At 69.6% G+C, this 22940-nt stretch carries 22 protein-coding genes; 9 read left to right on the forward strand and 13 right to left on the reverse strand.

Annotation, left to right across the window (positions count from 1 at the left end):
* Positions 1 to 91: 91 nt before the first annotated feature.
* The 3 genes from ABL844_RS26590 to ABL844_RS26600 all read left to right on the forward strand — a co-directional run bounded on the left by ABL844_RS26590 (position 92) and on the right by ABL844_RS26600 (position 4889).
* Positions 92 to 1585: an ABC transporter substrate-binding protein gene (locus tag ABL844_RS26590; RefSeq protein WP_418129571.1), complete on the forward strand. Its 1494-nt coding sequence runs from the start codon at positions 92 to 94 to the stop codon at positions 1583 to 1585.
* A 236-nt stretch (positions 1586 to 1821) separates the two neighbouring features.
* The gene (locus ABL844_RS26595) at positions 1822 to 3309 is read left to right on the forward strand and encodes an ABC transporter substrate-binding protein (protein WP_418129572.1); all 1488 of its coding nucleotides are present in this window, start codon (positions 1822 to 1824) and stop codon (positions 3307 to 3309) included.
* Positions 3310 to 3476: 167 nt separating this feature from the next.
* A complete protein-coding gene (locus ABL844_RS26600; protein WP_418122618.1) occupies positions 3477 to 4889 on the forward strand; it encodes an amidase in 1413 nt (470 codons plus the stop codon).
* A gap of 9 nt (positions 4890 to 4898) precedes the next feature.
* Here the strand turns inward: ABL844_RS26600 and ABL844_RS26605 are convergent, their stop codons facing one another.
* Entirely contained in the window at positions 4899 to 5528 is a 630-nt protein-coding gene (locus ABL844_RS26605; protein ID WP_126025530.1) for a YitT family protein, read from the reverse strand.
* 44 nt (positions 5529 to 5572) lie between these two features.
* The gene (locus ABL844_RS26610) at positions 5573 to 6433 is read right to left on the reverse strand and encodes a LysR family transcriptional regulator (protein WP_418129573.1); all 861 of its coding nucleotides are present in this window, start codon (positions 6431 to 6433) and stop codon (positions 5573 to 5575) included.
* Between the two features lie 112 nt (positions 6434 to 6545).
* On the opposite strand from ABL844_RS26610, the gene ABL844_RS26615 reads away from it, so the two are divergent.
* The 3 genes from ABL844_RS26615 to ABL844_RS26625 all read left to right on the forward strand — a co-directional run bounded on the left by ABL844_RS26615 (position 6546) and on the right by ABL844_RS26625 (position 10251).
* On the forward strand, positions 6546 to 6944 hold the full coding sequence (locus tag ABL844_RS26615; protein WP_126025532.1) for a tautomerase family protein: 399 nt from the start codon (positions 6546 to 6548) through the stop codon (positions 6942 to 6944).
* 194 nt (positions 6945 to 7138) lie between these two features.
* On the forward strand, positions 7139 to 8509 hold the full coding sequence (locus ABL844_RS26620) for a tetratricopeptide repeat protein (RefSeq protein WP_369660899.1): 1371 nt from the start codon (positions 7139 to 7141) through the stop codon (positions 8507 to 8509).
* A 146-nt stretch (positions 8510 to 8655) separates the two neighbouring features.
* Complete coding sequence (locus ABL844_RS26625) at positions 8656 to 10251, forward strand: N-acyl-D-amino-acid deacylase family protein (protein WP_418129574.1); 1596 nt, start codon at positions 8656 to 8658, stop codon at positions 10249 to 10251.
* Between the two features lie 10 nt (positions 10252 to 10261).
* Here ABL844_RS26625 and ABL844_RS26630 read toward each other — a convergent pair whose 3' ends face one another.
* Positions 10262 to 10960: a histidine phosphatase family protein gene (locus tag ABL844_RS26630; protein WP_126025535.1), complete on the reverse strand. Its 699-nt coding sequence runs from the start codon at positions 10958 to 10960 to the stop codon at positions 10262 to 10264.
* A 31-nt stretch (positions 10961 to 10991) separates the two neighbouring features.
* Positions 10992 to 11636: a Yip1 family protein gene (locus ABL844_RS26635; RefSeq protein WP_184640679.1), complete on the reverse strand. Its 645-nt coding sequence runs from the start codon at positions 11634 to 11636 to the stop codon at positions 10992 to 10994.
* A gap of 126 nt (positions 11637 to 11762) precedes the next feature.
* On the opposite strand from ABL844_RS26635, the gene ABL844_RS26640 reads away from it, so the two are divergent.
* The gene (locus ABL844_RS26640; protein WP_418129575.1) at positions 11763 to 12470 is read left to right on the forward strand and encodes an alpha/beta fold hydrolase; all 708 of its coding nucleotides are present in this window, start codon (positions 11763 to 11765) and stop codon (positions 12468 to 12470) included.
* A gap of 20 nt (positions 12471 to 12490) precedes the next feature.
* Here ABL844_RS26640 and pcp read toward each other — a convergent pair whose 3' ends face one another.
* The 7 genes from pcp to ABL844_RS26675 all read right to left on the reverse strand — a co-directional run bounded on the left by pcp (position 12491) and on the right by ABL844_RS26675 (position 17656).
* Entirely contained in the window at positions 12491 to 13153 is a 663-nt protein-coding gene (gene pcp, locus ABL844_RS26645; protein WP_418129576.1) for a pyroglutamyl-peptidase I, read from the reverse strand.
* A gap of 24 nt (positions 13154 to 13177) precedes the next feature.
* Positions 13178 to 13918, reverse strand: coding sequence for a 5-oxoprolinase subunit PxpA (pxpA, locus tag ABL844_RS26650; protein ID WP_418129577.1), 741 nt, complete (start codon positions 13916 to 13918; stop codon positions 13178 to 13180).
* A 49-nt stretch (positions 13919 to 13967) separates the two neighbouring features.
* Complete coding sequence (locus ABL844_RS26655) at positions 13968 to 14966, reverse strand: biotin-dependent carboxyltransferase family protein (protein WP_418129578.1); 999 nt, start codon at positions 14964 to 14966, stop codon at positions 13968 to 13970.
* Positions 14963 to 15610 carry a 5-oxoprolinase subunit PxpB gene (pxpB, locus tag ABL844_RS26660; RefSeq protein ID WP_418131960.1) on the reverse strand — a complete coding sequence of 216 codons (648 nt, stop codon included), beginning with the start codon at positions 15608 to 15610 and terminating at the stop codon, positions 14963 to 14965. The genes ABL844_RS26655 and pxpB overlap by 4 nt, the downstream gene beginning before the upstream one ends.
* A 147-nt stretch (positions 15611 to 15757) precedes the next feature.
* On the reverse strand, positions 15758 to 16261 hold the full coding sequence (gene coaD, locus ABL844_RS26665; protein ID WP_126025542.1) for a pantetheine-phosphate adenylyltransferase: 504 nt from the start codon (positions 16259 to 16261) through the stop codon (positions 15758 to 15760).
* Positions 16262 to 16304: 43 nt separating this feature from the next.
* The gene (locus ABL844_RS26670; protein WP_369660891.1) at positions 16305 to 16982 is read right to left on the reverse strand and encodes an RsmD family RNA methyltransferase; all 678 of its coding nucleotides are present in this window, start codon (positions 16980 to 16982) and stop codon (positions 16305 to 16307) included.
* A gap of 35 nt (positions 16983 to 17017) precedes the next feature.
* On the reverse strand, positions 17018 to 17656 hold the full coding sequence (locus ABL844_RS26675) for a LysE/ArgO family amino acid transporter (RefSeq protein WP_184640691.1): 639 nt from the start codon (positions 17654 to 17656) through the stop codon (positions 17018 to 17020).
* An 88-nt stretch (positions 17657 to 17744) separates the two neighbouring features.
* Here ABL844_RS26675 and ABL844_RS26680 point away from each other — a divergent pair, with 88 nt between their 5' ends.
* Positions 17745 to 18662 carry a LysR family transcriptional regulator ArgP gene (locus ABL844_RS26680; protein WP_418129579.1) on the forward strand — a complete coding sequence of 306 codons (918 nt, stop codon included), beginning with the start codon at positions 17745 to 17747 and terminating at the stop codon, positions 18660 to 18662.
* On the opposite strand, the gene ABL844_RS26685 is transcribed toward ABL844_RS26680, so the two are convergent.
* Positions 18663 to 20039, reverse strand: a complete 1377-nt coding sequence (locus ABL844_RS26685) for a M16 family metallopeptidase (protein ID WP_418129580.1) — start codon at positions 20037 to 20039, stop codon at positions 18663 to 18665.
* Between the two features lie 15 nt (positions 20040 to 20054).
* Positions 20055 to 21497 carry a M16 family metallopeptidase gene (locus ABL844_RS26690; protein ID WP_418129581.1) on the reverse strand — a complete coding sequence of 481 codons (1443 nt, stop codon included), beginning with the start codon at positions 21495 to 21497 and terminating at the stop codon, positions 20055 to 20057.
* 29 nt (positions 21498 to 21526) lie between these two features.
* Here ABL844_RS26690 and ftsY point away from each other — a divergent pair, with 29 nt between their 5' ends.
* Positions 21527 to 22768 (forward strand): signal recognition particle-docking protein FtsY, encoded by a 1242-nt coding sequence (gene ftsY, locus ABL844_RS26695; RefSeq protein WP_418129582.1) that lies wholly within the window; start codon positions 21527 to 21529, stop codon positions 22766 to 22768.
* The last annotated feature ends 172 nt before the right edge of the window (positions 22769 to 22940 follow it).

Genomic DNA, 22940 nt, shown 5'->3' on the forward strand with positions numbered 1-22940 from the left:
CCTCCCTAGGATGAGTGGGTCATAAGCATCTGGTTGCGCATGCGCGCGCCGTCGCGGATGATGCCTGCCCCTGTTTCGAGGACACCGCTCCATGCTCAAACGACGCACCCTGCTCGCCACCGGCGCCGCAGCCCTGACCCCGCTGGCACTGCCGACCCTCGCGCTGGCACAGAAAAAGAAGGATGCGCTGGTCATCGGCCTCACGCTGGAGCCCACGGGCCTGGACCCCACGGCCAAGGCCGGCGCGGAGATCGCAGAGGTGGTGCTCTACACCGTCTTCGAGACCCTCACCAAGATCAACTCCGACGGCAGCGTCACGCCGCTCCTGGCCGAGAGCTGGGAAGTCTCGCCCGACCTGAAGACGCTCACCTTCAAGCTCAGGCGCGGCGTGAAGTTCCAGAACGGCGAGCCCTTCAACGCGCAGAGCGTGAAGTTCTCGTTCGACCGCGCGGCCGCCGCCAACAGCACCAACAAGGACAAGCGCACCTTCACCAACATCGCGACGCAGGTGGTCGACGAGCACACGGTCGTGCTGATCACAAGGGAGATCGAGCCCGACCTGCTGTTCCTTCTCGGGCAGGCCTCGGCCATCATCGTCGAGCCGAAGAGCGTGGAGACCAATGCCACCAAACCCGTCGGCACCGGCCCCTACAGGCTCGACAACTGGGCCAAGGGTTCGAGCATCGTGCTCGCCAAGTGGGACGGCTGGCGCGGGGCCGACACGGTGCAGATCCGCAAGGCCAGCTTCCGCTTCATCTCCGAACCGGCCGCGCAGACCACGGCGCTGCTCTCGGGCGACGTCGACCTGTTCCCGCATGCCTCGGTGTCGCGCAGCCTGTCGCAGTTCCAGAACGACAAGCGCTTCCAGATCGTGTTCAACGCCTCGCTCGGCAAGACCATCCTGGCCATCAACAACAAGCGCAAGCCGCTGGACGACGTGCGCGTGCGCCGCGCCATCTCGGCGGCCATCGACCGCAAGGCCGTGATTGACGCCGCGGTGGACGGCCGTGGCGTGCCCATCGGCAGCCACTACGTGCCAGGCCTGCCAGGCTATGTCGACACCACGGGCGTCAACCCGTACAACGTCGAGAAGGCCAAGAAGCTGCTGGCCGAGGCCGGCGTGAAGACGCCGCTGGAGCTCGAACTGGTACTGCCGCCCCCGCCCTACGCGCGCCAGGGCGGCGAGCTCATCGCCGCGCAGCTCGCCAAGATCGGCATCGTCGCGAAGATCCAGAACGTCGAGTGGGCGCAGTGGATCAGCGGCACCTACGGCAACAAGAACTACGACCTCTCGCTGATCCTGCACGTCGAGCCCTTCGACCTGGTGAACTACACCAAGCCGGAGTACTACTGGGGCTACCAGTCGGCGAAGTTCAACGAGGTCTTCGACAAGGCGCGCAACGCCGCGCGCCCCGCCGACCGCCTGCGCTACCTGGGCGACGCCCAGCGGCTGCTGGCGGAAGACGCGGCCAACGTCTTCCTGTATCAGCAGCAGTTCATCACCGTGGCGGCGCGCAACCTGCGCGGGCTGTGGAAGGACACGCCGATCTTCGTGAACGACATCGCGGCACTGTCTTGGGCCTGAGTCACCGGGTCCGAGCCCGGCCGGCCCCCCCGCATACGGGAACGTCCCAAGGAAAAACCGGCCCGCGGGCCGCGCACCGGCGTGCCCTGTGCATCAAAATGACCGCTCGCGCAGGTGGCATCCTTCGTGCTGCTTGCCGTGTCTTTCGCGGCGCCGCGCCTCCCTTCGGGGCACGGCGTGCGCCGCAGCAGTCATCCGCCGTTCGAACCTGGCATGTTTTTCCGGAGATCACACGTATGTTGAACCGTCGCACCCTCCTTACCACCGCCGGCGCCACCGTGGCGCTGGCCAGCCCGCTCGCCGGCATGGCGCAGGGCAGGAAGGACGCCATCGTGATCGGCATGGCGCTCGAGCCGCCGGGGCTCGACCCGACCACGGGCGCGGCAGCCGCCATCGCCGAAGTGGTGCAGTACAACATCCTGGAGACGCTCACCAAGATCAACTCCGACGGCAGCGTCACCCCGCTGCTGGCCGAGAGCTGGGAGATCTCCCCCGACCTCAAGACCTACACCTTCAAGCTGAAGCGCGGCGTGAAGTACCAGAACGGCGAGCCCTTCAACGCGGCGGCCGTCAAGTTCTCGTTCGACCGCGCCGGCAGCGAGAAGAGCACCAATAAGGACAAGCGCACCTTCGCCAACCTGAGCACGCAGGTGGTCGACGACTACACGGTGGTCATCATCAACAAGGAGATCGACCCCGACCTGCCCTTCGTGCTGGGCCAGGCCACGGCCGTGATCGTCGAGCCCAAGAGCGCCGAGGGCAACGCCACCAAGCCGGTGGGCACCGGCCCCTACAAGCTCGACAACTGGGCCAAGGGCTCGTCGATCACGCTGAGCAAGTGGGAAGGCTTTCGCAGCCCCGCCACCGCGAAGATCAACAAGGTCACTTTCCGCTTCATCTCCGACACGGCCGCGCAGGCCGCGGCCATGCTCTCGGGCGACATCGACGTGTTCCCGCGCATCGGCACGCGCGTGGTGCAGCAGTTCAAGATGAATCCGCAGTTCCAGGTGATCCTGGCCGGTTCTCGCGCCAAGACCATCCTGTCGATCAACAACAGGAAGAAGCCGCTGGACGACGTGCGCGTGCGCCGCGCCATCCTCGCGGCCATAGACCGCAAGGCCTTCATCGAAGGCGCGGCCGACGGCTTCGGCGTGCCCATCGGCAGCCACTACGTGCCGGGCGCGGCGGGCTATGTGGACACCACCGGCATCAACCCCTTCGACGTGGAAAAGGCCAAGAAGCTGCTGGCCGAGGCCGGCGTGAAGACGCCGCTCGAGCTGAAGATGACGCTGCCGCCGCCGCCCTACGCGCGCCAGGGCGGCGAGGTGATCGTGGCGCAGCTGGCCAAGATCGGCATCGTGGTGAAGGTGCAGAACGTCGAGTGGGCCCAGTGGCTGAGCGGCACCTACGGCAACAAGGACTACGACCTGTCGATCGTGTCGCACGTGGAGCCCTTCGACCTCGGCAACTACGCCAAGCCCGACTACTACTGGGGCTACCAGTCGAAGGCCTTCGACGCGCTGTTCGACAAGATCAAGACCACCGCCAACGCCACCGAGCGCAACAAGCTGCTGGGCGACGCGCAGAAGATGCTGGCCACCGACGCGGCCAACGGCTTCCTGTACCAGCCGCAGTTCCCGACCGTCGCGAAGAAGAACGTGAAGGGCATCTGGAAAGAGAACCCCATCTTCGTGAACGATCTCTCCGCGCTCTCGTGGGGGTGATGAGGCTCGCCCCCAGGCTTCGCGCGCTTCGTGTCGCTTCGCCAACCCCCTACCGGGGGCAACACCAGTGGCCCGGCAAAGCCGGTTCCACGGTGTTCCCCGAAGGGGCCGTGGGCGTCTCGTGCGCTGTGAATCATGATGAATGCGGAGCTTGAGTGAGTGACGCAATGTCCGATGTCGCCTTGCTGAGCAGTCTTTCCGCGCAGGAGCTTGCCGCCGCCTACCGCGACCGCAAGCTCTCGCCGGTCGAGGTCACGCAGGCCGTGATCGCGCAGGTGGAGCGCTGGGAGCCCCACCTGCAGGCCACCTGGCTCTTCAGGCCCGAGGCTGCGCTCGAACAGGCGCGGGCCTCGGAGGCGCGCTGGCTGCGCGGCGACGCGCGCGGGCCGCTGGATGGCGTGCCGGCCACCATCAAGGAAAACATCGCGACGCGCGGCGACCCGATGCCCGCAGGCACCGCCGCCGTCGACCTGAAGCCCGCGGCTGCGGATGCACCGCCTGCCGCGCGCCTGAAGGAAGCCGGCGCGGTGATCGTGAGCAAGACCACGATGCCGGACTACGGCATGTTGTCTTCGGGGCTGTCGAGCTTCCACACGCTGGCGCGCAATCCGTGGGACCTGAGCCTGACACCGGGCGGCTCCAGCGCGGGTGCCGCAGCTGCCACGGCGGCGGGCTACGGCCCCCTGCACCTGGGCACAGACATCGGCGGCTCGCTGCGCCTGCCCGCGAGCTGGTGCGGCATCTTCACGCTCAAGCCCAGCCTGGGGCGCGTTCCCATCGACCCGCCCTACATGGGCCGCGCCGCAGGGCCGATGACCCGCGCCGTGGGCGACGCCGCGCTGCTGATGCAGGTGCTGTCCAAACCCGACGCACGCGACAGCATGAGCTTGCCGCCGCAGGACATGGCCTGGGCGAGCTTCGACGTTGCGCCCGACCATCTGCGCGGCCTGCGCTTCGGGCTGCTGCTCGATGCGGGCTGCGGCCTGGCGGTGGAGCCCGAGATTCAGGCGGCGGTCGAGCAGGCGGCGCGCCTGCTGGAGAAGGCCGGCGCCGTCATCGAGCCGATGCGACCCTTCATGTCGCAGGCCATGCTCGACGGCATGGACCACTTCTGGCGCATGCGCTCGCTGGTGGACATGAAGAGCCTGCGCGCCGACCAGCGCTCGAAGGTGCTGCCCTACATCCGCGAATGGGCCGAGAGCGCGGCGGAGTTCAGCGGCGAGCATGTGTTCCGCGGCTTCAGCCAGTTCCATGCGACGCGGGTGGCCGCCGTGAGCGCCTGCGCGCGCTTCGACTACGTGATCTCGCCCGTGTCGCCCAACATGCCGGCGGCGGCCGAGGCGCCCTCGCCCACCAACGACCCGCTGCGGCCGCTGGAGCACATCGGGTTCACCGTGCCGTTCAACATGTCGGAGCAGCCTGCGGCCTCGGTGAACTGCGGGTACTCGGCTGCGGGCCTGCCGATCGGGCTGCAGATCGCCGGCCAGCGCTTCGATGATCTCGGCGTACTGCGCGTGTCGCGCGCCTTCGAGCAGATCCGCGAACCGCAGCGCCCCTGGCCCTCGCCGCCCGGCCGCTAGCGAGGCACCTCAGGTCGCGGCATAGCGCCCGGGCTTGTGGTTGATCCAGAGGAAGAGTCCCATCACCACCGCGGCCAGCACCGACCAACCCACCCGCTGCGGCGGGATCACGAACAGCGCCAGCAGCACTACGGTGCAGTCGATGCCGATCTGCACCTTGCCGGCGGGCCAGCCGCGCTTTTCCTGCAGGTAGAGCGTGAGCACCGTCGCGCCGCCCAGGCTGGCGCGATGGCGGGCGAGGAACAGGCAGCCGGTGCCCAGCATCAGGCCGCCGAGCACGGCCGCGAAGGCCGGGTGCAGCGAACCGATCGACAGGTAGCGCGGCGCCAGGTCGGTCATCACCGAGAGCAGCGCGATGGCCGAGAAGGTCTTGAGCGTGAACGCCCGGCCCATGTGGTGCCAGGCGAACCAGTAGAACGGCAGGTTGACCAGGAAGAACAGCTTGCCGAAGCTCGCGCCGGTGGCGTAATGCAGCAGGAACGCGATGCCGGCCGTGCCGCCGGTGAGCAGGCCCGCCTGGCCGAACAGCATCATCGCGATGGCGACGAAGAGCGTGCCCGAGAAGATGGCCTGCGCGTCGTCGAAGCGGGTGTGGCGCAGCAGGCTGGGCGAGGAGGTCGTGGGAGGTGGCGCATCCATGGCCGGGGCTGACGCAAATCCCGCGCCACCCCTGGCGAGATCCGTCACATCAGGTGAGTGGCCAGCATCTCCCTCGCCCGGGTCACGAACGCGGTCTCGCCCTTGCGCCCCCCCAGGAACTGGAAGGCAACGCGCGGCAGCGCCGGCAGGCCGTGAGGCGGCGCCAGCCGTGTCACGCCGTCGCTGATCGATGACTCGTTGAGGCAGGCAACGCCCAGGCCCGCCGCCAGCGCCGACTGCAGCCCCGCCACGCCCGACGCGACGTGCGCCAGCGCATACGGTATGCGCCGGCGCCGCAGCAGCGAAACGGTGAACTGGTGCAGCGAGCAGGTGTCCGGCAGGGCCAGCAGCCGCAACGGCTCCCCGCGCACGAGCCGCATGCCCTCCGCGCCGAGCCACACCAGCGATTCGCGCCGCAGCACCGCGCCCCGGGCCTCCGGCGCGGACGCTCCGGCGATGTTCATCGCGATGGCCACGTCGAAATCGCCTTGGACATAGGCCGAACGCAGCGCGTCGCTCTTCAGGATGGTGACGTGCAGCCGCACCTGCGGATAGCTCTCGCCGAGCCGCCCCAGCAGCCGCGTCAGGTCGCCCGGGCGGAAGTAGTCGGTGACCGCGAGGCGCAGCTCCCCCTGCAGCGTCTCGCCGTGCAGGTCGCGGAATGCCTCGTCGCTCAGCGCGAGGATGCGCCGCGCATAGCCTAGCAGCCGCCCCCCCGCCTCGGTGGGCGCGACGCCAGCCTTGCTGCGCGTGAGCAGCGACTGCCCTGCCCGCTCTTCCAGCTTGCGGATTTGCTCGCTTACCGACGACTGCGAGAGAAAAACGCGCGGCGCGGCCGCCGTGAGGCTGCCCGCTTCGACGACGGCGGCCAGCGTGCGCAGTTGCTCCAGGTCGAACCCTTGCATGGTCAATCCATCCGTTTATCCGATGGAACGCATCATATATTCCCGCTTTCCCGATGACCAGCAGGCTCCCACAATCACCCCATCGACAACCCATTCATCCAAGGAGCCAGCCATGCCCCACATCGTCGTCCACCTCTCCGGCCAACCCGACGCCGACCTCACCCGCAAGACCGTCGACGCCGTCGCCGAGCTCACGCAGAGCGTGCTTGGCAAGCAGCTGCCGGTCATCGCCGTCACCGTGCAGTACATCGCCGCCGACGCCTGGTTCATCGGCGGGCAGTCGCTCGCCTCGCTGGGCAAGTCGGCCTTCCACCTCGACATCAGCATCACCGACGAGACCAACACCAAGGCCGAGAAGGCGCGCTACCTGCGCGAGGTGCATGCGGCCATGGCGAAGATCAGGCCGGACCTGCACGAGGTTTCGTACATCCATGTGATCGACGCGCGCGGCGCAGCCTACGGCTATGGCGGCAAGACGCAGGAGTACCGGCACCAGCAGGCCGGGGTATAGGTTCACCCCCAGGCTGCGCGCACTTCGTGTCGCTGCGCCACCCCCCTCGCTGGGGGCAACACCGGCGGCCCGGCAAAGCCGGTTCCGCGGTGTTCCTGGCCTTGGCAGTTGCAATCCGGCGTTGCGCGCCCGGCAATGGCACGGCAGAAAAACTATGCGACGCTGAAGCATTCCTGCCGTGGCACCATGCCGCCATGCCTTCCGCAAATCCCCTCGCCGACAGCCTCGGCAACCCGCTCACCCTCGACGATGCCGCAAGCCTGCCGCTGGTCGACGACTTCGTCATGGGCTTCATCTCCAGCGAGGCGCGCGCGGTCAACCTGCTAGCTGCCGCCGGCAACGACGCGAGCCCCGTCGTCCAGGCCTACTGCGCCACGCTGCACCTGTTCGCCGAATCGCGGGAAGCCGTGGCCAATGCACGGCCGTTCCTCGCGAAGGCTCGCGCCGGCGCCTCGCGCGCCACGCCGCGCGAGCAGCGCTACATCGCGGCCATCGAGGCCTGGGCCGAGGGCGACATCGCCCGCGCCATCGCGCTGCACGCCGAACAGGCGCGCGAGCATCCGCGCGACCTGGTGTCGGTCAAGCTCGGCCAGTACCACTGCTTCAACACCGGCGACTGCCCCGGCATGCTGAAGCTCGCGCTGGCGGTGCTGCCGCACGCGGCAGACGTGCCCTACGTGCACGGCATGGCGGCCTTCGGCTACGAGCAATGCCATCTGATGCGCGAAGCCGAGGCAAGCGCGCGCTGCGCCATCGCGATGTGCCGCAAGGAGCCTTGGGCGCACCATGCGCTGGCGCACGTGATGCTCACCGAGGGCCGGCTCGCCGAGGGGCTGGCGTTCATGGAGAGCGTGAGCGACACCTGGATCGGCCTCAACTCGTTCATGGTCACGCACAACTGGTGGCACATGGCGCTGTTCCTCATCGACCTCGGGCGCGATGCCGAGGCGCTCGCGGTCTACGACGAGCACGCCTGGGGCGTGGTGAAGGACTACTCGCAGGACCAGATCGGTGCGGTCTCGCTGCTCGCGCGGCTTGAGCTTGCCGGCATCGACGTGGGCAGGCGCTGGGACGACGTGGCCGACCACCTGCGGCAGCGGCAGGCCGACCACGTGCTGCCCTTTCTCGACCTGCAGTACCTCTACGGCCTGGCGCGCGCCGGCCGCCCCGAGGCGGGGGTTCTGCTGCGCAACATCCTGGCCTTCGCACCGGATGCGCCGGCGTCGACGCGCGCGGCATGGCAGCGCGTCTGCGTCCCCGCAGCGCACGGGCTGGTGGCCTACGCGCAGGGCAATCTTCCGGCAGCCATCGAAGGCCTGGGCACGGCGCTGCCGCGCATGATCGAGATCGGCGGCAGCCACGCGCAGCGCGACCTGTTCGAGCAGGTGTATCTCGATGCGCTGGTGCGCAGCGGCACGGCGTCTTCGCTGGGGGTTGCCCAGGGCATCCTGCAGCAGCAGCTCAACGGCCAGCCCGAGTCGCTGCGCCTGCGCAGGCAGGCGGCCGCGGTGTATGCCCGGCTCGGCCTCGGGCAGTTGACCGGTGGAACCGCGGCGCACGCCTGAGCAGGTCCGGCCCGAGCGTTGAGGCAGACCCAAACTCCATGCCTTCAGGTCATGGGGCATGGTGCAAAAGGAATTGGCGACAGCATGCGAGCGGCTCCTAGACTGGCCGCTCCCTCAGACACCACGCCCTCGCGGGCAGGCCTTCCATGCACAAGTCGCTCGTCACGCTGGCCGTTCTCTCGGCACTCGCGCCCTTCTCACCCGCTCTCCATGCCGCCGATGGCACCCCGGTCGCCCTCGACCTGCTGCTGCGCGGCGGCACCGTGTACACGGGCGACTCCGACACGCCGGTGGTGGGCGACGTCGGCATCGCGGGCGACCGCATCGTGTTCGCGGGCAAGGCGGCGCCGGCGCAGTTCACGGCAAGGCGCGTCATCGACGCCACGGGCATGGTGGTGGCGCCGGGCTTCATCGACGCCCATACGCACGCGGATGCCGACCTGCACTCGAACGACCCGAAGAAGCGGCTGAACATCCCGTTCATCACGCAGGGCGTGACCACCGCGGTGATCGGCAACGACGGCTTCGGCGGCTTCGACATCGCGGCACAGGCGCAGAAGCTGCGCGCCGCGCCGGTGGGCACCAACGTTGCCATGTACGTGGGTTTCGGCCCGGTGCGCATGAGCGAGTTGGGCGAGGCCGACCGGGCGCCCACGCCCGAACAGCTGGAGGCGATGAAGAAGCGCGTGAGCCAGGGCATGTGCGAGGGCGCGCTGGGCCTTTCCACCGGCCTCTTCTACACGCCGCAGAACTTCTCGAAGACCGAGGAGGTCATCGAGCTCGCGAAAGTGGCGGCACGGCACGGCGGCCTGTACGACAGCCACATCCGCGACGAGTCCATGTACAACATCGGCCTGAAGGGCTCCATCGACGAGGTGATCCGCATCGGCCACGAGGCGAAGCTGCCGGTGCACGTGGCGCACATCAAGGCGCTGGGCGTCGACGTGCAGGGCCAGAGCGGCGACATCATCGGGCGCATCGAGAAGGAGCGCGCGGGCGGGCTGGACATCACGGCCGACCACTATCCGTGGACCGCGTCGAGCACGCGTTTCTCGGCCGCGCTGCTGCCGCCCTGGGCCAACGAGGGCGGCCGTACGGCGACGCTGCAGCGCTTCGACGATGCCTCGCAGCAGGAGCGCCTGCGCAAAGACATGCGCGAGAACCTGCGGCTGCGCGGCGGCCCCGAGGCCATCCTGTTCTCGGCCGGCAGCACGAAGTACGTGGGCAAGACGCTGGCCGACGTGGCCAAGGCATCGAACGCCGATCCGGTGGACGCCGCCATCGCGGTGCTGCGCGACGGCGACCTGATGATCGCCTCGTTCAACCAGAGCGACGACGACGTGCGCGCCTTCATGAAGCGGCCGTGGGTCATGACCTCGTCGGACTCCTCGCTCGGCCATCCGCGCGCCTACGGCACCTTCGCGCGCAAGTACGACCAGTACGTGGTGAAGGAGCACACGATCTCGCTGGCGCAGTTCATCCGCAGCAGCTCCTCGCTCACGGCCGACACGCTGGGGCTGAAGCAGCGCGGGCATCTGCGCCCGGGCTACTACGCCGACGTTGTGGTCTTCGACCCGGCACGCTATGCGGCGAAGGCCACCTACACGCAGCCGACGCTGCTGTCAGAGGGCGTAAGCACGGTGCTGGTGAACGGCCAGTTGGCGGTCGACGGCGGCAAGCCCACGGGTGTGGGCGCGGGCCAGCCGCTGCTGCGCACGCCGAAGGCCGGCAGCTGCGTCTGAGCGTGCCCGCTCAGTCCTTGTTCTTCAGGTGCCGCGTCTGGTCGTAGGTCGGCTGCGGCGGCAGGTCGGCCAGGTGGCGCGTGTCGGCCCATTCGACGATCTCGATGTCGTCGGGCCGCTGCGGATCGGCGATGCGGATGCGGTTGAAGCCTGCGTTGGGAATGTCGCTGCGGCGCGGGCCGCTCAGGCTCAGGCCCCTGGCGGTGCGCCACACCATGTCGAGCACGCCGCCATGCGTGACGACGATCAGGTGCCGGCCCCGGTGCTCCGAGGCGATGCCGCCCAGCGCCGCGATGATGCGCGCATGGAACTCGCGCGCCGTCTCGCCCTCGGGCATGGCGTGGTCTTCACGGAACTCCAGCCACTCTTCCCAGGCACGCGGATGCAGGCTCTGGATCTCGTCGGAGCGCATGCCCTCGACCACGCCGAAGAACTGCTCGCGCAGCGCCGCCGAGGTGACCACCGGCAGCGACAGCTGCTGCGCCCCGGGCGCCGCGGTCTGCTGTGCGCGCATGAGGTCGCTGCTGATGATGTGCCGCACCGCCGTCTCGCTGGCCAGCCTCAGTCCGATGCGGCGGGCCTGCTCGTGGCCGATGTCGTTGAGCGGGACGTCTGCATGCCCCTGGAAGCGGAGCTCGCGGTTCCAGGCGGTCTCGCCGTGGCGGATCAGGATCAGGTCGGTGGTGGTTTCGGGCTTGGGCGTTGGCATTGCCGCCCATTTTCCACCGTGGGCATGACGCTCAGGCCATTGCCCCCATTGCCTGTTGCACGGCAGCCACCACGCCGCCGACCGCAGGCGCCGCGCCGAGTCGCATCGGCGACGGCGTGAGCAGCGCCAGCACCCACGCGATCACCACGCCGCCGACGATGGCGCAGACCACCACCACGGCGGTGTACGCGACGGCCTTGTCGGGCGGGCATTTCATGAGCACCGGCAGGCCGGTGTAGAGCAGGTAGACGCCATAGAGCGCCGCCAGCGCCCCCAGCACCGAGAGCGAAGGCAGCAGGCTGAACACGCCGCCGACGAAGGCTGCAGTGCTCGCATAGGACGAAAGCTTGAGCGCGCCGATCTGGCTCCTGGTGCCCTCGAAAGTGGGCGCCATCGCGTCGATGATCAGCGCGAGCACGAACACCATCACCAGCGACAGCACGTAGCCCACGATCATGTTCGCGAGCCCCGAGGCCAGCGGCACGCGGAAGCTCACGCCGAAGGCACCCACGCCGATCAGCGACAGGCCGATGAAGCTGGCGAGCGCCGGGATCAGCGCAAGGATCATCACGTAGTTCCTGTAGAGCGATGCGGCGTCGGCCGGCTCGGCGTCGATCTCGGGCCAGGTGGCCTTCGGCTTGAGAAGGATGGCCTGGACGCGTTCTACAAGATTCATTGCGGGATTCCTCTGCACGGGCTGTCGAGTATGTCGGCGCCGCCGCGCGACGGCTGCTGGCCATGAGGCCTATGCCACGACCTATGCCGCTGCGTCCTCTGCCGCAATCGCGCAGAATCCGTGGCCATGCCCAATCTGATCCTGCTGCCCGGCCTCGCCTGCGACGAGCGCATCTGGGAAGCCCAGCTGCCCGCCCTTCCCTCCGCCTTCGGCCCCCGCGTGAGCGACGTCCAGCGGCACAACGACACCATCGAGGGCATGGCCGCAGCCGTGCTGCGCGACAACGACGGCCCGCTGGTGCTGTGCGGCGCCTCGATGGGCGGCATGGTCGCCATGGAGGCTGCCCGCCAGGCGCCCGAACGCATCGCGGGGCTCGCGCTGCTCGGCACCAGCGCACGGCCCGAGACGCCCGACATGTTCACGCTGCGCGAGGGCGCCATCGAGTACTTCGAGCGCGGCGAGCTGCGCGACGTGATCGAACCGAACGTCTACTTCGCTTTCCACCCCATGCAGGCCGCCGACGAGGCGCTGGTGCAGCGCTACCTCGACATCGTGCTGGGCGCGGGCGCGCAGCAGCTCATCAGCCAGAACCGCGCGGTGATGCGCCGGCCCGACGCGCGCCTGCACCTCGCGTCGGTGCGCGCGCCCGTGCTGCTGATGTGCGGCAACGAGGACAAGCTCGCGCCTCCCGAGTGCACCACCGAGATGGCGGCACTGCTGCCGCAGGCCGAGGTGGTGTGGTTGCCCGACTGCGGCCACATGCTGACGATGGAGAAGCCCGACCTCGTCAACACCGCGCTCAACCGCTGGCTGGCGAAGAACTTTCCCGCCTGAGCCCGGACTCCCGCGGCCGCTCAGTGCAGCTGGCCGCCTGTCTCGGCGATGTCGTGCTCCACGGCCAGCGATGTGCTCACCGCGATGCGCAGCGCCTTGACCATGGTTTCCAGCGACATGCTCGGCGCCCCCGGAGAGCGCGCCGCCTGCTCAGGCAGGTAGGGAATGTGGATGAAGCCGCCGCGCAGCCCCGGCGCCGGATGCGTCGCGATGCGGTGCATCAGCCCGTAGAAGATGTGGTTGCACACGAAGGTGCCCGCGCTGTTCGACACCGAGGCCGGCACGCCGGCCGCGCGCAGCTCGCGCACCATCGCCTTGATCGGCAGCGTCGAGAAGTACGCCGCGGGCCCGCCCGGCACCACCGGCACGTCGATGGGCTCCTGCCCCTTGTTGTCGGCCGTGCGCGCGTCGTCGATGTTGATGGCGATGCGCTCCGGCGTGAACTCCGTGCGGCCGCCGGCCTGGCCGATGCACAGCACCAGTTGGGGCTGCAGCTCATCCATGGCCGCCAGCAAGGCGTCGATGGCATCGCCGAAGACGCAGGGCACGAGGCGCGCATGCACCGTCGCGCGGCCGACCTTCCAGCCATCGAGCTCGCGCACGGCGTCCCACGAGGGGTTGCGTTGCTCCTGCTCGAAGGGCTCGAAGCCGGTGAGCAGGACTTTGACGGACCTGGCTGCCATGGCAGGGCTCGCGCGTCCGAGCCGTCAGGCCATGGCCCGAACGGCTATTCCTTCCTGCTCCAGCCGCTCGCGGATGCGGCGCGCAAAGGCCAGCGCATGGGCGCCGTCGCCATGCAGGCAGACGGTCTGCGCGTTGACCGGCACCACACTGCCGTCGATGGCGGTCACGCGGCGGTCGCGCACCAGCGAGAGGGTCTGCGCGAGCGACTGCTCCTCGCTCTCGATCAGCGCGCCGGGCTGGCTGCGCGGCACGAGGCTGCCGTCGGGCATGTAGCCGCGGTCGGCGAACACTTCCTCCACGGGCTGGAGGCCGGCGCGGCGGGCCGCATCGATCATGTTGCTGCCCGCCAGGCCGAAGAACCTGAGCGAGGGATCGAAGCGGCGCACGGCCTCGCACAGCGCGTCGGCGAGTTCGGGCTCCTTCACGGCCTGGTTGTAGAGCTGGCCGTGGGCCTTCACGTGCGAGAGCCTGCCGCCCTCGGCCTTCACGATGGCCGCCAGCGCGCCCACCTGGTAAAGCACATTGGCCACGATCTCCTCGGGCGGCAGGTGCATGGTGCTGCGGCCGAAGTTCTCGCGGTCGGGAAAGCTGGGATGCGCGCCGATGGCCACGCCGTTGCGCATGGCCCAGCGCACGCACTGCTGCATGGTCTTCGCGTCGCCGGCGTGCCAGCCGCAGGCGATGTTGGCGGAACTCACCAGCGCGAGCAGCGCTTCGTCGTTGCCGGCGCCTTCGCCGAGGTCGGCATTCAGATCGATTTGCATCGTGGGCTTCCTTTTTCTCTCTCGCGCTTTCTCGCGATTTCCGGGCAGTCTATGCCGCGCCCGGCCAGCCCGCAGCCGCAAGGCCTTGAGCCACCTGCGCGAGGTAGCGCTGCTGGCCGGCCCACGCGGCCAGCGCCTGCGACTGGTCGACCTGCACGAGGCGCAGCCTGCCGTTGAGCGGCGCCTGCGCGAGCTTCCAGAGGTCGGCGCGGATGACCACGCCGATGCGCGGATAGCCACCGGTGGTCTGCGCGTCGCCCATCAGGATGATCGGCTGGCCCGAGGGCGGCACCTGGATCGTGCCGGGGATCACGCCAGAGGAAAGCATGTCGCCGCTGCGCTTGCGCCTGAGCTCGGCGCCTTCGAGGCGGCTGCCCATGCGGTTGCTCTGCGGCGTGATGCGCCAGCGCTCGCCCCAGAGTTGCTCGCGCGCGGCCAGCGTGAACAGTTCGAACTCGGGGCCTGGCAGCACGCGCAGCGCGATGGTGCCGTCGCCTTCGGACCGGCCCCAGTCGGGGCTTCGAACGCCGAAGGGGCGGCGCTCGCGTTGCGCGGCATCGAGCGTCGAGGCGCCCACCGGCAAGCGGTCGCCCTTGCGCAACGGCCGGCCTTCGAGACCGCCGAAGCCCGCCTTGAGGTCGGTGCTGCGCGAGCCGAGGACCGGCGGCACGTCGATGCCGCCCGCCACCGCGAGCCAGCTGCGCACGCCGGGCTTCTTCGTGCCGCCGGCGTTGGCGCCTGCGAGCCTGAGCGTCTGGCCGGCTGCGACGGGCACGCTCCAGCAGGGCCACAGCGGCACGCCGTCGAGGCTGGCGCCGAAGTCGTCGCCCGCGAGCGCGATGCGCGTGTCGGCCTCGAACTGCAGTTCGCAACCGCCCATGGTGAGCTCCAGCCCCGCCGCGCGATCGGCATTGCCCACCAGCCGGTTGGCCAGCGTGAGGGCCAGCACGTCGAGCGCGCCGCCCGGGCAGATGCCGAGCTGGCGATGGCCATGGCGGCCCAGGTCCTGCACCGAGGCGAGCACGCCGGGCTTGCGCACGACGATCATGTCTGCACGCTCTCGGCGACGAAGCGCACGCGGTCGCCGGGTCGCAGCAGCGTAGGCGGCTCGGCGGCGGGGTCGAACATCTCCAGCGGCGTGCGGCCGATCAGCTGCCAGCCGCCCGGCGACACCAGCGGATAGATGCCGGTCTGCTCGCCGCCGATGCCGACCGAGCGCGCGGGCACCGCGAGGCGCGGCTCCGCCCGGCGTGGCGTGGCGAGTTCGGACGGCAGTCCGCCCATGAAACTGAAGCCGGGCAGGAAGCCCAGCAGGTAGACGACATACTCGGCGGCGGTGTGGCGCCGCACCACCTCGGCCGGCGTGAAGCCGGTGTGGGCCGCGACGTCGGCCAGATCGGGCCCGTGCTCGCCGCCATAGGCCACCGGGATCTCGACCAGTCGGCCCTCCACAGCGCCAGCCGACAGCTTCGGCCAGGCTTCGAGCACCCGCGCGGTGAGCGTGTCGAGGTCGATCGCGGTCGGATCGAAGGTGAGCGTGAGGTTGTTCATGCCCGGCAGCGTCTCGCCGACGCCGGGCCACTCCCGCGCATGCTCGGCCAGCGCCCAGATGCGCTGCTGCTGCGCGAGCGTGGCGGGTGCGGGCAGGTCGCACAGCAGTGCTGCGTCGCCCAGCAGATGCAGGCGGGGCAGGGGCACGTCGTTCACTTCACGCCGGCCCGTGGTCAAGGCTGGGCTCTTCGCGCGACACCGTGGAACCGGCTTTGCCGGGCCACCGGTGTCGCCCCCGGAGAGGGGGTTGGCGAAGCGACACGAAGTGCGCGCAGCCTGGGGGAGAACTTACTCACGTCCGAGGCTGCGGACTTTTGCAGCCAGCTGCTGCTCAACGTTCGGGGAGACGAACTTGTGGACTTCGCCGCCGAGCATCGCGATCTCGCGCACGAAGGTGCTGGAGATGAACTGGTACTTGTCGCTCGGGGTCAGGAAGACGGTCTCGACGTCGGGCATCAGCGAGCGGTTCATGCCCGCGAGCTGGAACTCGTAGTCGAAGTCGGTCACGGCGCGCAGGCCGCGCACCATGGCCTTGCCGCCGCGCGCGACGACGAAGTCGCGCAGCAGGCCCGAGAAGCTTTCGACGGAGACCTGGTCGCTGTAGGGCTTGACGGCCTCGCGGGCCATGTCCATGCGTTCGGAGAGGGTGAACAGCGCCTTCTTGTGATGGCCCGCCGCGACCGCGACGATCACCTTCGAAAAGAGCTGGGTGGCACGGCGCACCACGTCCTCGTGACCGAGGGTGATGGGGTCGAAAGTGCCGGGATAAACCGCGATGACGTTGCTGGCCATGGTTGCTTCTTCCTCATGCTGCCGGTGCGGCTTGTCCGGCGGATTATGCAGTCCCCTGCGCGGCGGGCCTCAGCAGATGTGCATGCACGGCGCCGGCCTTCAGGTAGCGGAACTCGGCGAGGCCCAGGGCCGCGAGTTCTTCGCCGCTCCAGCGGCGCGGGGCCTCGAGGTACACCGAGCCCTCGGCGCGCAGCGAACGTGCGGCGGCACGAAGCGCGGGCTCGTAGAGCGCGGCGTTGTCGAAGGGCGGATCGAGGAAGACGACGTCGAGGCTGCCCGCGGGCGCTCGTTCGAGCGCGGTGACGCCGTTGCCGCGCTCGATGCGAACGGCCTCGGCTTCGAGCTTGGTCTTGACGGCCTGCAGCTGGGCGACGAGCGCGGCGTCCTGCTCGCACAGCAGCACGCTGGCCGCGCCGCGCGAAGCGGCCTCGAGGCCGAGCGCGCCGGTGCCCGCGAAGGCATCCACGCACCGCCAGCCGGGAAGCTCCCCGCCACCGGCGCCGGCCAGGCTCGCGAGCCAGTTGAAGAGGGTCTCGCGCACGCGGTCGGGTGTGGGGCGCAGGCCGGGCTTGTCGGCCACGGCGAGGCGGGTGCGCTTCCATTCGCCGCCGATGATGCGCACCTCGCTGGGCTTCGAGGGGCGCTTGACCGCCGGCTTGGACCTGTTGCCGGCAGGTGCGGATCGGGAGGGTGAGGCGGCTTTCTTCTGGTGCTGGGGCATGCGACGAGCTTAACGCCGCCGAATCCGCCGGACTCTCAAGCCCCTGCCAACGCGCGGCGCAGAAGCATTGCCGCGAGCACGAGCATGGTGCCGCCGATCAGCGCGTCGAGCATCTGCCAGGCGCGGGGCTTGGCGAAAACAGGCGCGAGCAGCCGCGCTCCGAAGCCCAGCGAGGTGAACCAAAGCGCGCTCGCCGTGGCGGCGCCCGCCACGAACCAGACCTTCAGCAGTCCCGCCTGCTGCGCACCCGCGCTGCCCACGAGCAGCACCGTGTCGAGGTAGACGTGCGGATTCAGCAGCGTGAAGCCGGCCGCCTGCGCCACCACCGCCGCGCGCGACAGCGACGAGGCGCCCTGCGCCGTGGCCTGCAGTGCCGCCGGCTGCCGCGAGCGCCACAGCGCCCTGAGCCCGTAGGCGCACAGGAAGGCGGCGCCCAGCCCCGCGAGCGCGGTGGCCAGCATCGGCCGCCCCTTCAGCGCCTGCGCCATGCCGGCCACGCCGGCGCCGATCAGCACCGCGTCGCTGGCGGCGCAGAACAGCACCACCGCGCCGACGTGCTCGCGCCGCAGGCCCTGGCGCAGCACATAGGCGTTCTGAGCACCGATGGCGACGATGAGGACCAGGCTCATGAAGAGCCCGTTGGCGAAGGCGGTGGTGACTTGTACGGCTTGCATCCGTCGGAGGATGCCGGCCGCCGCGCATTAACTCAAACTAAACTTTCTTAAGCAGATTCAGTTTTTCTTCATTACTCGAGGACCGCCCATGCTCGACTACGCCGCCCTGAACGCCCTCGCCGCCGTTGTGCGCGAAGGCAGCTTCGAACGCGCCGCGCGCGCGTTGCACGTCACGCCTTCGGCGGTGTCGCAGCGCATCCGTCAGCTGGAGGAGAAAACCGGCGGGGCGCTGCTGGTGCGCGGCCAGCCCTGCGTGGCGACCGAAGCCGGCCAGCAACTGTGCCGGCACGTCGAGCGCGTGGGCATGCTGGAGCACGAGCTGCGCGACGCCCTGCCCGCCCTGGGCATGGGCAGCGGCGAAGCGGGGGACGAGCGCGTCACGATCCGCGTGGCGGTCAATGCCGACACGCTCGCGACCTGGTTCATCGCAGCGGCGTCGGCCTTCACCGCGCAGGAACCGGGCGCGCTGCTCGACCTGACGGTGGACGACCAGGACCACACGGCCGAGCGCCTGCGCAGCGGCGCGGTGCTCGCGGCGGTCACCGCGCTGGCCCAGCCGGTGGCGGGCTGCAACAGCGAGGCCCTGGGCACGACGCACTACGTGGCGGCGGCCAGCCCCGGTTTCGTGCGGGAGCATTTCGCAAAAGGCGTGGGCGCCCGCACGCTGGCGAGCGCGCCCAGCCTGGTGTTCGACCGCAAGGACAGGCTGCAGGCGCGCTGGGTGCGGCGCATCTGCCACCGCAATGTCGAGACGCCGAGGCACTGGATTCCGTCGCCCAGCGCTTTCGTCGAAGCTGCGTGCTCGGGGATGGGCTGGGGCATGCACCCGGTCAGCATGGTGGCCGGGGCACTCAAGGAGGGAAGGCTGGTCGAGCTGGTGCCCGATTCGATGCTGCCGGTGCCGCTCTACTGGCAGCACGCGCGCGCGGCGCCGAAACTGCTCGAACGGCTGGGCGCCGCGGTGCGCGCGGCCGCCACCAGCGGGCCGCACGCATTGGCCCAGTAGCTATTGCTGCGCCTTGGCAGTACTGGCGTCCTTGCCGCCCACCACCACCGTCACCATGCGCTCGGGCTGCAGCTTGCGCTGGAACGCGGCCTTCACGTCGGCGGCGGTGACCGCGTTCATGCGCGCGGTCCAGGTGTCGAGATAGTCCAGCGGCAGGTCGTGCCAGGCGATGTTGGCGACGTTGCCGATCAGCTTGCGGTTGCTGTCCAGCAGCAGCGGGAAGCCGCCGATCAGGTTGTCCTTGGCCGCCTTCAGCTCGGCGGCGGTCGGGCCCTCAGCCACGAACTTCGCGAGCACTTCGCGCGACACCTTGACGGCCTCTTCGGCCTGGTCGGGACGGGTCTGGAAGCCGATGCGGAACGCGCCTGCCTCGAGCCCAGGCGCGAAGCCGCTGTAGATGCTGTAGGTGAGGCCGCGCTTCTCGCGCACCTCGTTCATCAGGCGCGAGACGAAACCGCCGCCGCCCAGCACATAGTTGCCCAGCGTGAGCGCGAAGTGGTCCGGGTCCTTGCGCGGATAGCCGGGCTGGCCGATGAGCACATGGGCCTGCGCCGAGTCGAAGGCGATGCGCTCGTTCTTCGGCGCAGTCAGCGCAGCAACCGGGGCGACGGCCGGCAGCGGCGTGCAGGCCTCGGGGCCGGGCAGGCGCGACAGCAGCGTGGTAGCGATGGTCTCGGCCTCCGCGCGCGTGACGGCGCCGACGATGCTGAGCTTGGCGCGGCACGGCACGATGAGCTGCTGGTAGCGCTGGCGCATGGCGGCGGTGTCGATGCGCGCGAGCGTCTCTTCCGTCACTTCCTGGCCGTAGGGGTGCGTGCCGTACACGCCTGCAGCGAAGGCGCGGCCAGTAACGGTGGCGGGCTTGGTGTTGGCCTCCTTGATGGCGGCGTTGATGCGCTCGCGTTCGCGCTGCCACACGTCGTCGGGGAAGGAGGGTTCGCCGATCTCGCGCGCGGCCAGCGCCACCGCCTTGTTCAGCAGCGCCGGATCGGACAGCGAGCGCAGCGAATAGCTGGTGCGATCGGTGCCGGCGCTCACGTCGAAGCTGGCGCCCAGATCGGCCCAGGCTTCGCCCAGCGCGTTCTGGTCGAGCGCGGGCTCGCCATTCTTTCCTGCACGCACGCCCTTCTCGACCATGGTCGCGGTCACGCTGGCCAGGCCGGCCTGCGCGGCGGGGTCGCGACGGCTGCCGGCGTCGAAATCGATCTGCGCGTCGACGATCGGCAGCGCGTTGGTCGACACGAGATAGATCTTCGCGCCGTTGGCCAGCGTCCAGTGCTGGATGGGCAGCGCGGCCTGCGCGCCGGTGATGCCCGCCACGGCGACGGCACCCGCGATCAGGGCGCGCCGCGCGGTCTTCATGAAAGTCTTCTGCATGGGAATCGTCACCTTTCAGCGCATCTCGCCCGCGGGCGCGGCGAAGCCACGGCCACGCGGCTTGGCCTCGGGTGGCAGGGGGCGCAGCGTGGCGACGGTGAGCTGGTCGTCGCCGAAGTACTTTGCGGCCACGGCCTGCACCTGGGCGGCCGTGACGGATTGCAGCCGCGCGACGATGCGCTCGCTGGCATCCAGCGGCAGGCCCTGGATCCAGTTGCTGCCGAGCTCGCGTGCCTGCGCCATCACGGAGTCGCGCTTGTAGGTCTCGCTCGCCACCCACTGGGTCTTGACGCGGGCCAGTTCGGCCTCGCCCACGCCCTCCTTGGCGATGCGCGCGACCTGGGCACGCAAAGCGGCCTCGACCACCTCCGCGCTCTTGCCGGCGGCCGGAACGCCGTCGAGCACGAAGAGCTGCGGGCCGCGGCCGACGAAGCCCGAGTAGGCGCCCGCGGAATCGGCAACACGATCGGGCCCCTGGGTCAGCGCGCGGTCGAGCCGGGCGCCGGAATAGCCGTCGAGCACGGCCGAGAGCACCACCAGCGCCCAGGCGTCGCTGTTCACGTCGTCGATATTGGCGAGCTGCGGCACGCGGTACGCGAGCGACACGTAGGCCTGTTCAGCCGGGGCCTTCAGCTCGATGCGGCGGATGCCGCGCTGTGGCGGCTCGATGCGCGGCTTGCGCGCGGGCACGGCGCGCGAGGGGATGCGGCCGTAGTACTTCTCGGCCATGGCGCGCACCTGCGCCACGTCGACGTCGCCGGCTACCACGAGCACAGCGTTGGCGGGCACGTACCACTGCTTGAAGAAGGCGCGCGCATCCTCGGGCGTCATGGCGTCGAGGTCGCTCATCCAGCCGACCACGGGGCGATGGTAGGGAGAGGCGGTGAAGACGGCGGCGTTCTGCTGCTCGCCCAGCAGGGCGCGCGGCTGGTCTTCGGTGCGCAGGCGGCGCTCTTCCTTGACCACCTCGATCTCGCGCTTGAACTCGTCGTCGGGCCACTGGTTGTTGGCGAAGCGGTCCGATTCGAGCTTCATCACCTGCTCCAGGCTGCCGACCGGGATCTGCTGGTAGTAGCCGGTGTAGTCGCGGGTGGTGAAGGCGTTTTCCTGGCCGCCGAGGGCGGCCACGCGGCGGGAGAACTCGCCGGGCTTGATGTCCTTGGTGCCCTTGAACATCATGTGTTCGAGCGCATGGGCCACGCCGGAGGTGCCGTCGACCTCGTCGATGGAGCCGACGCGGACCCACACCATCTGCACCGCCGTCGGCGAGCGCCGGTCGGGCTGCACGATCAGCGTCATGCCGTTGGCGAGCGTGAATTGCTGGGGACCGGGAGCCGCGGCGGCGGCTGCGGCGGAAGGCGAAGCGGATTGAGCCTGGGCAGGCACGGCCCATGGCGCCAGGAGCGCCATCGCCAGCACCGCACCAGACGCAGCGCGGCGTGGCGGGAGGTGTTTCATAGAATGGCTCGGATTGTAAAAAGCTCCCGATGTTCAGTTTCTTCAAGAAAAAACCGCCTGCCGAGGCCCCCGACGCGCCGGCGCCCACCCCGCCCACCCCGCCGACCCCGGCGGCGCCTGCCCCGGAGCCCGCGCCCGCACGCTCGGTGTTTTCGCCTTCGAGCTGGTTCGGCTCGAAGCCGGCGGCGGAAGAAACGCCGGCGCCCGCACCCGTCACCGCGCCAGCGTCCGTACCGGTTCCCTCCCCCGCTCCCGCACCGGTCGCTGCCCCGGTCGTGCCACCCTCCCCGGCCCCCGCTCCTTCCGCAACGCCTGCGCCCGCGCCGACTCCGGTGGCCGCCGCGCCGGTTGCCGAACCCGTGATCGCCACCGAGCGCAAGGGCTGGTTCGACAAGCTCAAGACCGGCCTGCGCAAGACTGGCACCGGCATCCAGGCCGTGTTCGTCAACGCGAAGATCGACGAAGAGCTCTACGAGGAGCTCGAATCCGCCCTGCTGATGGCCGACACCGGCGTCAAGGCCACCGAATACCTGCTCGACGACCTGCGCGGCCGCGTGAAGCGCCAGATGGCCACCGATGCCTCGCAGGTCAAGGCACTGCTGGCCGAGACGGTGGCCGACCTGCTGAAGCCGCTCGAGAAGCCGCTGGTGATCGGCCAGTTCACGCCCACCGTGATCATGGTGGCCGGCGTCAACGGCGCGGGCAAGACCACCTCCATCGGCAAGCTCACCAAGCACCTGGCCGACGAAGGCGCCTCGGTGCTGCTGGCCGCCGCCGACACCTTCCGGGCGGCGGCGCGCGAGCAGCTGCTGGTCTGGGCCGACCGCAATACCGTCGAGATCGTGAGCCAGGAAGGCGGCGACCCGTCGGCCGTGAGCTTCGACGCGGTGAACGCCGGCCGGGCCCGCGGCAAGGACGTGGTGCTGGTCGACACGGCCGGGCGCCTGCCGACGCAGCTGCACCTGATGGACGAGCTCAAGAAGATCAAGCGCGTCGTCACCAAGGCCGACGGCACCGCGCCGCACGAGGTGCTGCTGGTGATCGACGGCAACACCGGCCAGAACGCGCTGGCGCAGGTCAAGGCTTTCGACGAGACGCTGGGCCTCACGGGCCTGGTCGTGACCAAGCTCGACGGCACGGCCAAGGGCGGCGTGCTGTGCGCCATCGCGCGGGAAAGGCCGATCCCGGTCTACTTCATCGGCGTGGGCGAGAAGCTGGAAGACCTGGAAACCTTCAACGCCCGCGAGTTCGCGCAGGCGCTGCTCGGATAAAAAAACGGCCCCGGCTTGCGCCGGGGCCGCTCACTTTTCTCTCTCCCCTACCTACTACTCCATCGCGAGCGACGCGATGCAGTGAAGATAGGTCACGGCGCCGACACCCGCCAGTGTCGAAAGTCATGGGCGCAGCCGAACACAACGTCTACGCGCCGCATCAGGCGTTAAA

Origin of the sequence: Variovorax sp. 278MFTsu5.1 (assembly GCF_048305045.1) — a bacterium.
GTDB lineage: Bacteria > Pseudomonadota > Gammaproteobacteria > Burkholderiales > Burkholderiaceae_C > Variovorax > Variovorax guangxiensis.

Coding starts and splice junctions, on each gene's coding strand:
- ABL844_RS26610 (WP_418129573.1), bottom strand. CDS start 6,433: ATGCAAGGGTTCGACCTGGAGCAACTGCGCACGCTGGCCGCCGTCGTC.
- ABL844_RS26620 (WP_369660899.1), top strand. CDS start 7,139: ATGCCTTCCGCAAATCCCCTCGCCGACAGCCTCGGCAACCCGCTCACC.
- ABL844_RS26595 (WP_418129572.1), top strand. CDS start 1,822: ATGTTGAACCGTCGCACCCTCCTTACCACCGCCGGCGCCACCGTGGCG.
- ABL844_RS26690 (WP_418129581.1), bottom strand. CDS start 21,497: ATGAAACACCTCCCGCCACGCCGCGCTGCGTCTGGTGCGGTGCTGGCG.
- ABL844_RS26630 (WP_126025535.1), bottom strand. CDS start 10,960: ATGCCAACGCCCAAGCCCGAAACCACCACCGACCTGATCCTGATCCGC.
- pxpA (WP_418129577.1), bottom strand. CDS start 13,918: ATGCAAATCGATCTGAATGCCGACCTCGGCGAAGGCGCCGGCAACGAC.
- ABL844_RS26680 (WP_418129579.1), top strand. CDS start 17,745: ATGCTCGACTACGCCGCCCTGAACGCCCTCGCCGCCGTTGTGCGCGAA.
- ABL844_RS26640 (WP_418129575.1), top strand. CDS start 11,763: ATGCCCAATCTGATCCTGCTGCCCGGCCTCGCCTGCGACGAGCGCATC.
- coaD (WP_126025542.1), bottom strand. CDS start 16,261: ATGGCCAGCAACGTCATCGCGGTTTATCCCGGCACTTTCGACCCCATC.
- ABL844_RS26625 (WP_418129574.1), top strand. CDS start 8,656: ATGCACAAGTCGCTCGTCACGCTGGCCGTTCTCTCGGCACTCGCGCCC.
- ABL844_RS26685 (WP_418129580.1), bottom strand. CDS start 20,039: ATGCAGAAGACTTTCATGAAGACCGCGCGGCGCGCCCTGATCGCGGGT.
- ABL844_RS26635 (WP_184640679.1), bottom strand. CDS start 11,636: ATGAATCTTGTAGAACGCGTCCAGGCCATCCTTCTCAAGCCGAAGGCC.
- ABL844_RS26600 (WP_418122618.1), top strand. CDS start 3,477: ATGTCCGATGTCGCCTTGCTGAGCAGTCTTTCCGCGCAGGAGCTTGCC.
- pcp (WP_418129576.1), bottom strand. CDS start 13,153: ATGGCAGCCAGGTCCGTCAAAGTCCTGCTCACCGGCTTCGAGCCCTTC.
- ABL844_RS26675 (WP_184640691.1), bottom strand. CDS start 17,656: ATGCAAGCCGTACAAGTCACCACCGCCTTCGCCAACGGGCTCTTCATG.
- ftsY (WP_418129582.1), top strand. CDS start 21,527: ATGTTCAGTTTCTTCAAGAAAAAACCGCCTGCCGAGGCCCCCGACGCG.
- ABL844_RS26655 (WP_418129578.1), bottom strand. CDS start 14,966: ATGATCGTCGTGCGCAAGCCCGGCGTGCTCGCCTCGGTGCAGGACCTG.
- ABL844_RS26670 (WP_369660891.1), bottom strand. CDS start 16,982: ATGCCCCAGCACCAGAAGAAAGCCGCCTCACCCTCCCGATCCGCACCT.
- ABL844_RS26615 (WP_126025532.1), top strand. CDS start 6,546: ATGCCCCACATCGTCGTCCACCTCTCCGGCCAACCCGACGCCGACCTC.
- ABL844_RS26605 (WP_126025530.1), bottom strand. CDS start 5,528: ATGGATGCGCCACCTCCCACGACCTCCTCGCCCAGCCTGCTGCGCCAC.
- ABL844_RS26590 (WP_418129571.1), top strand. CDS start 92: ATGCTCAAACGACGCACCCTGCTCGCCACCGGCGCCGCAGCCCTGACC.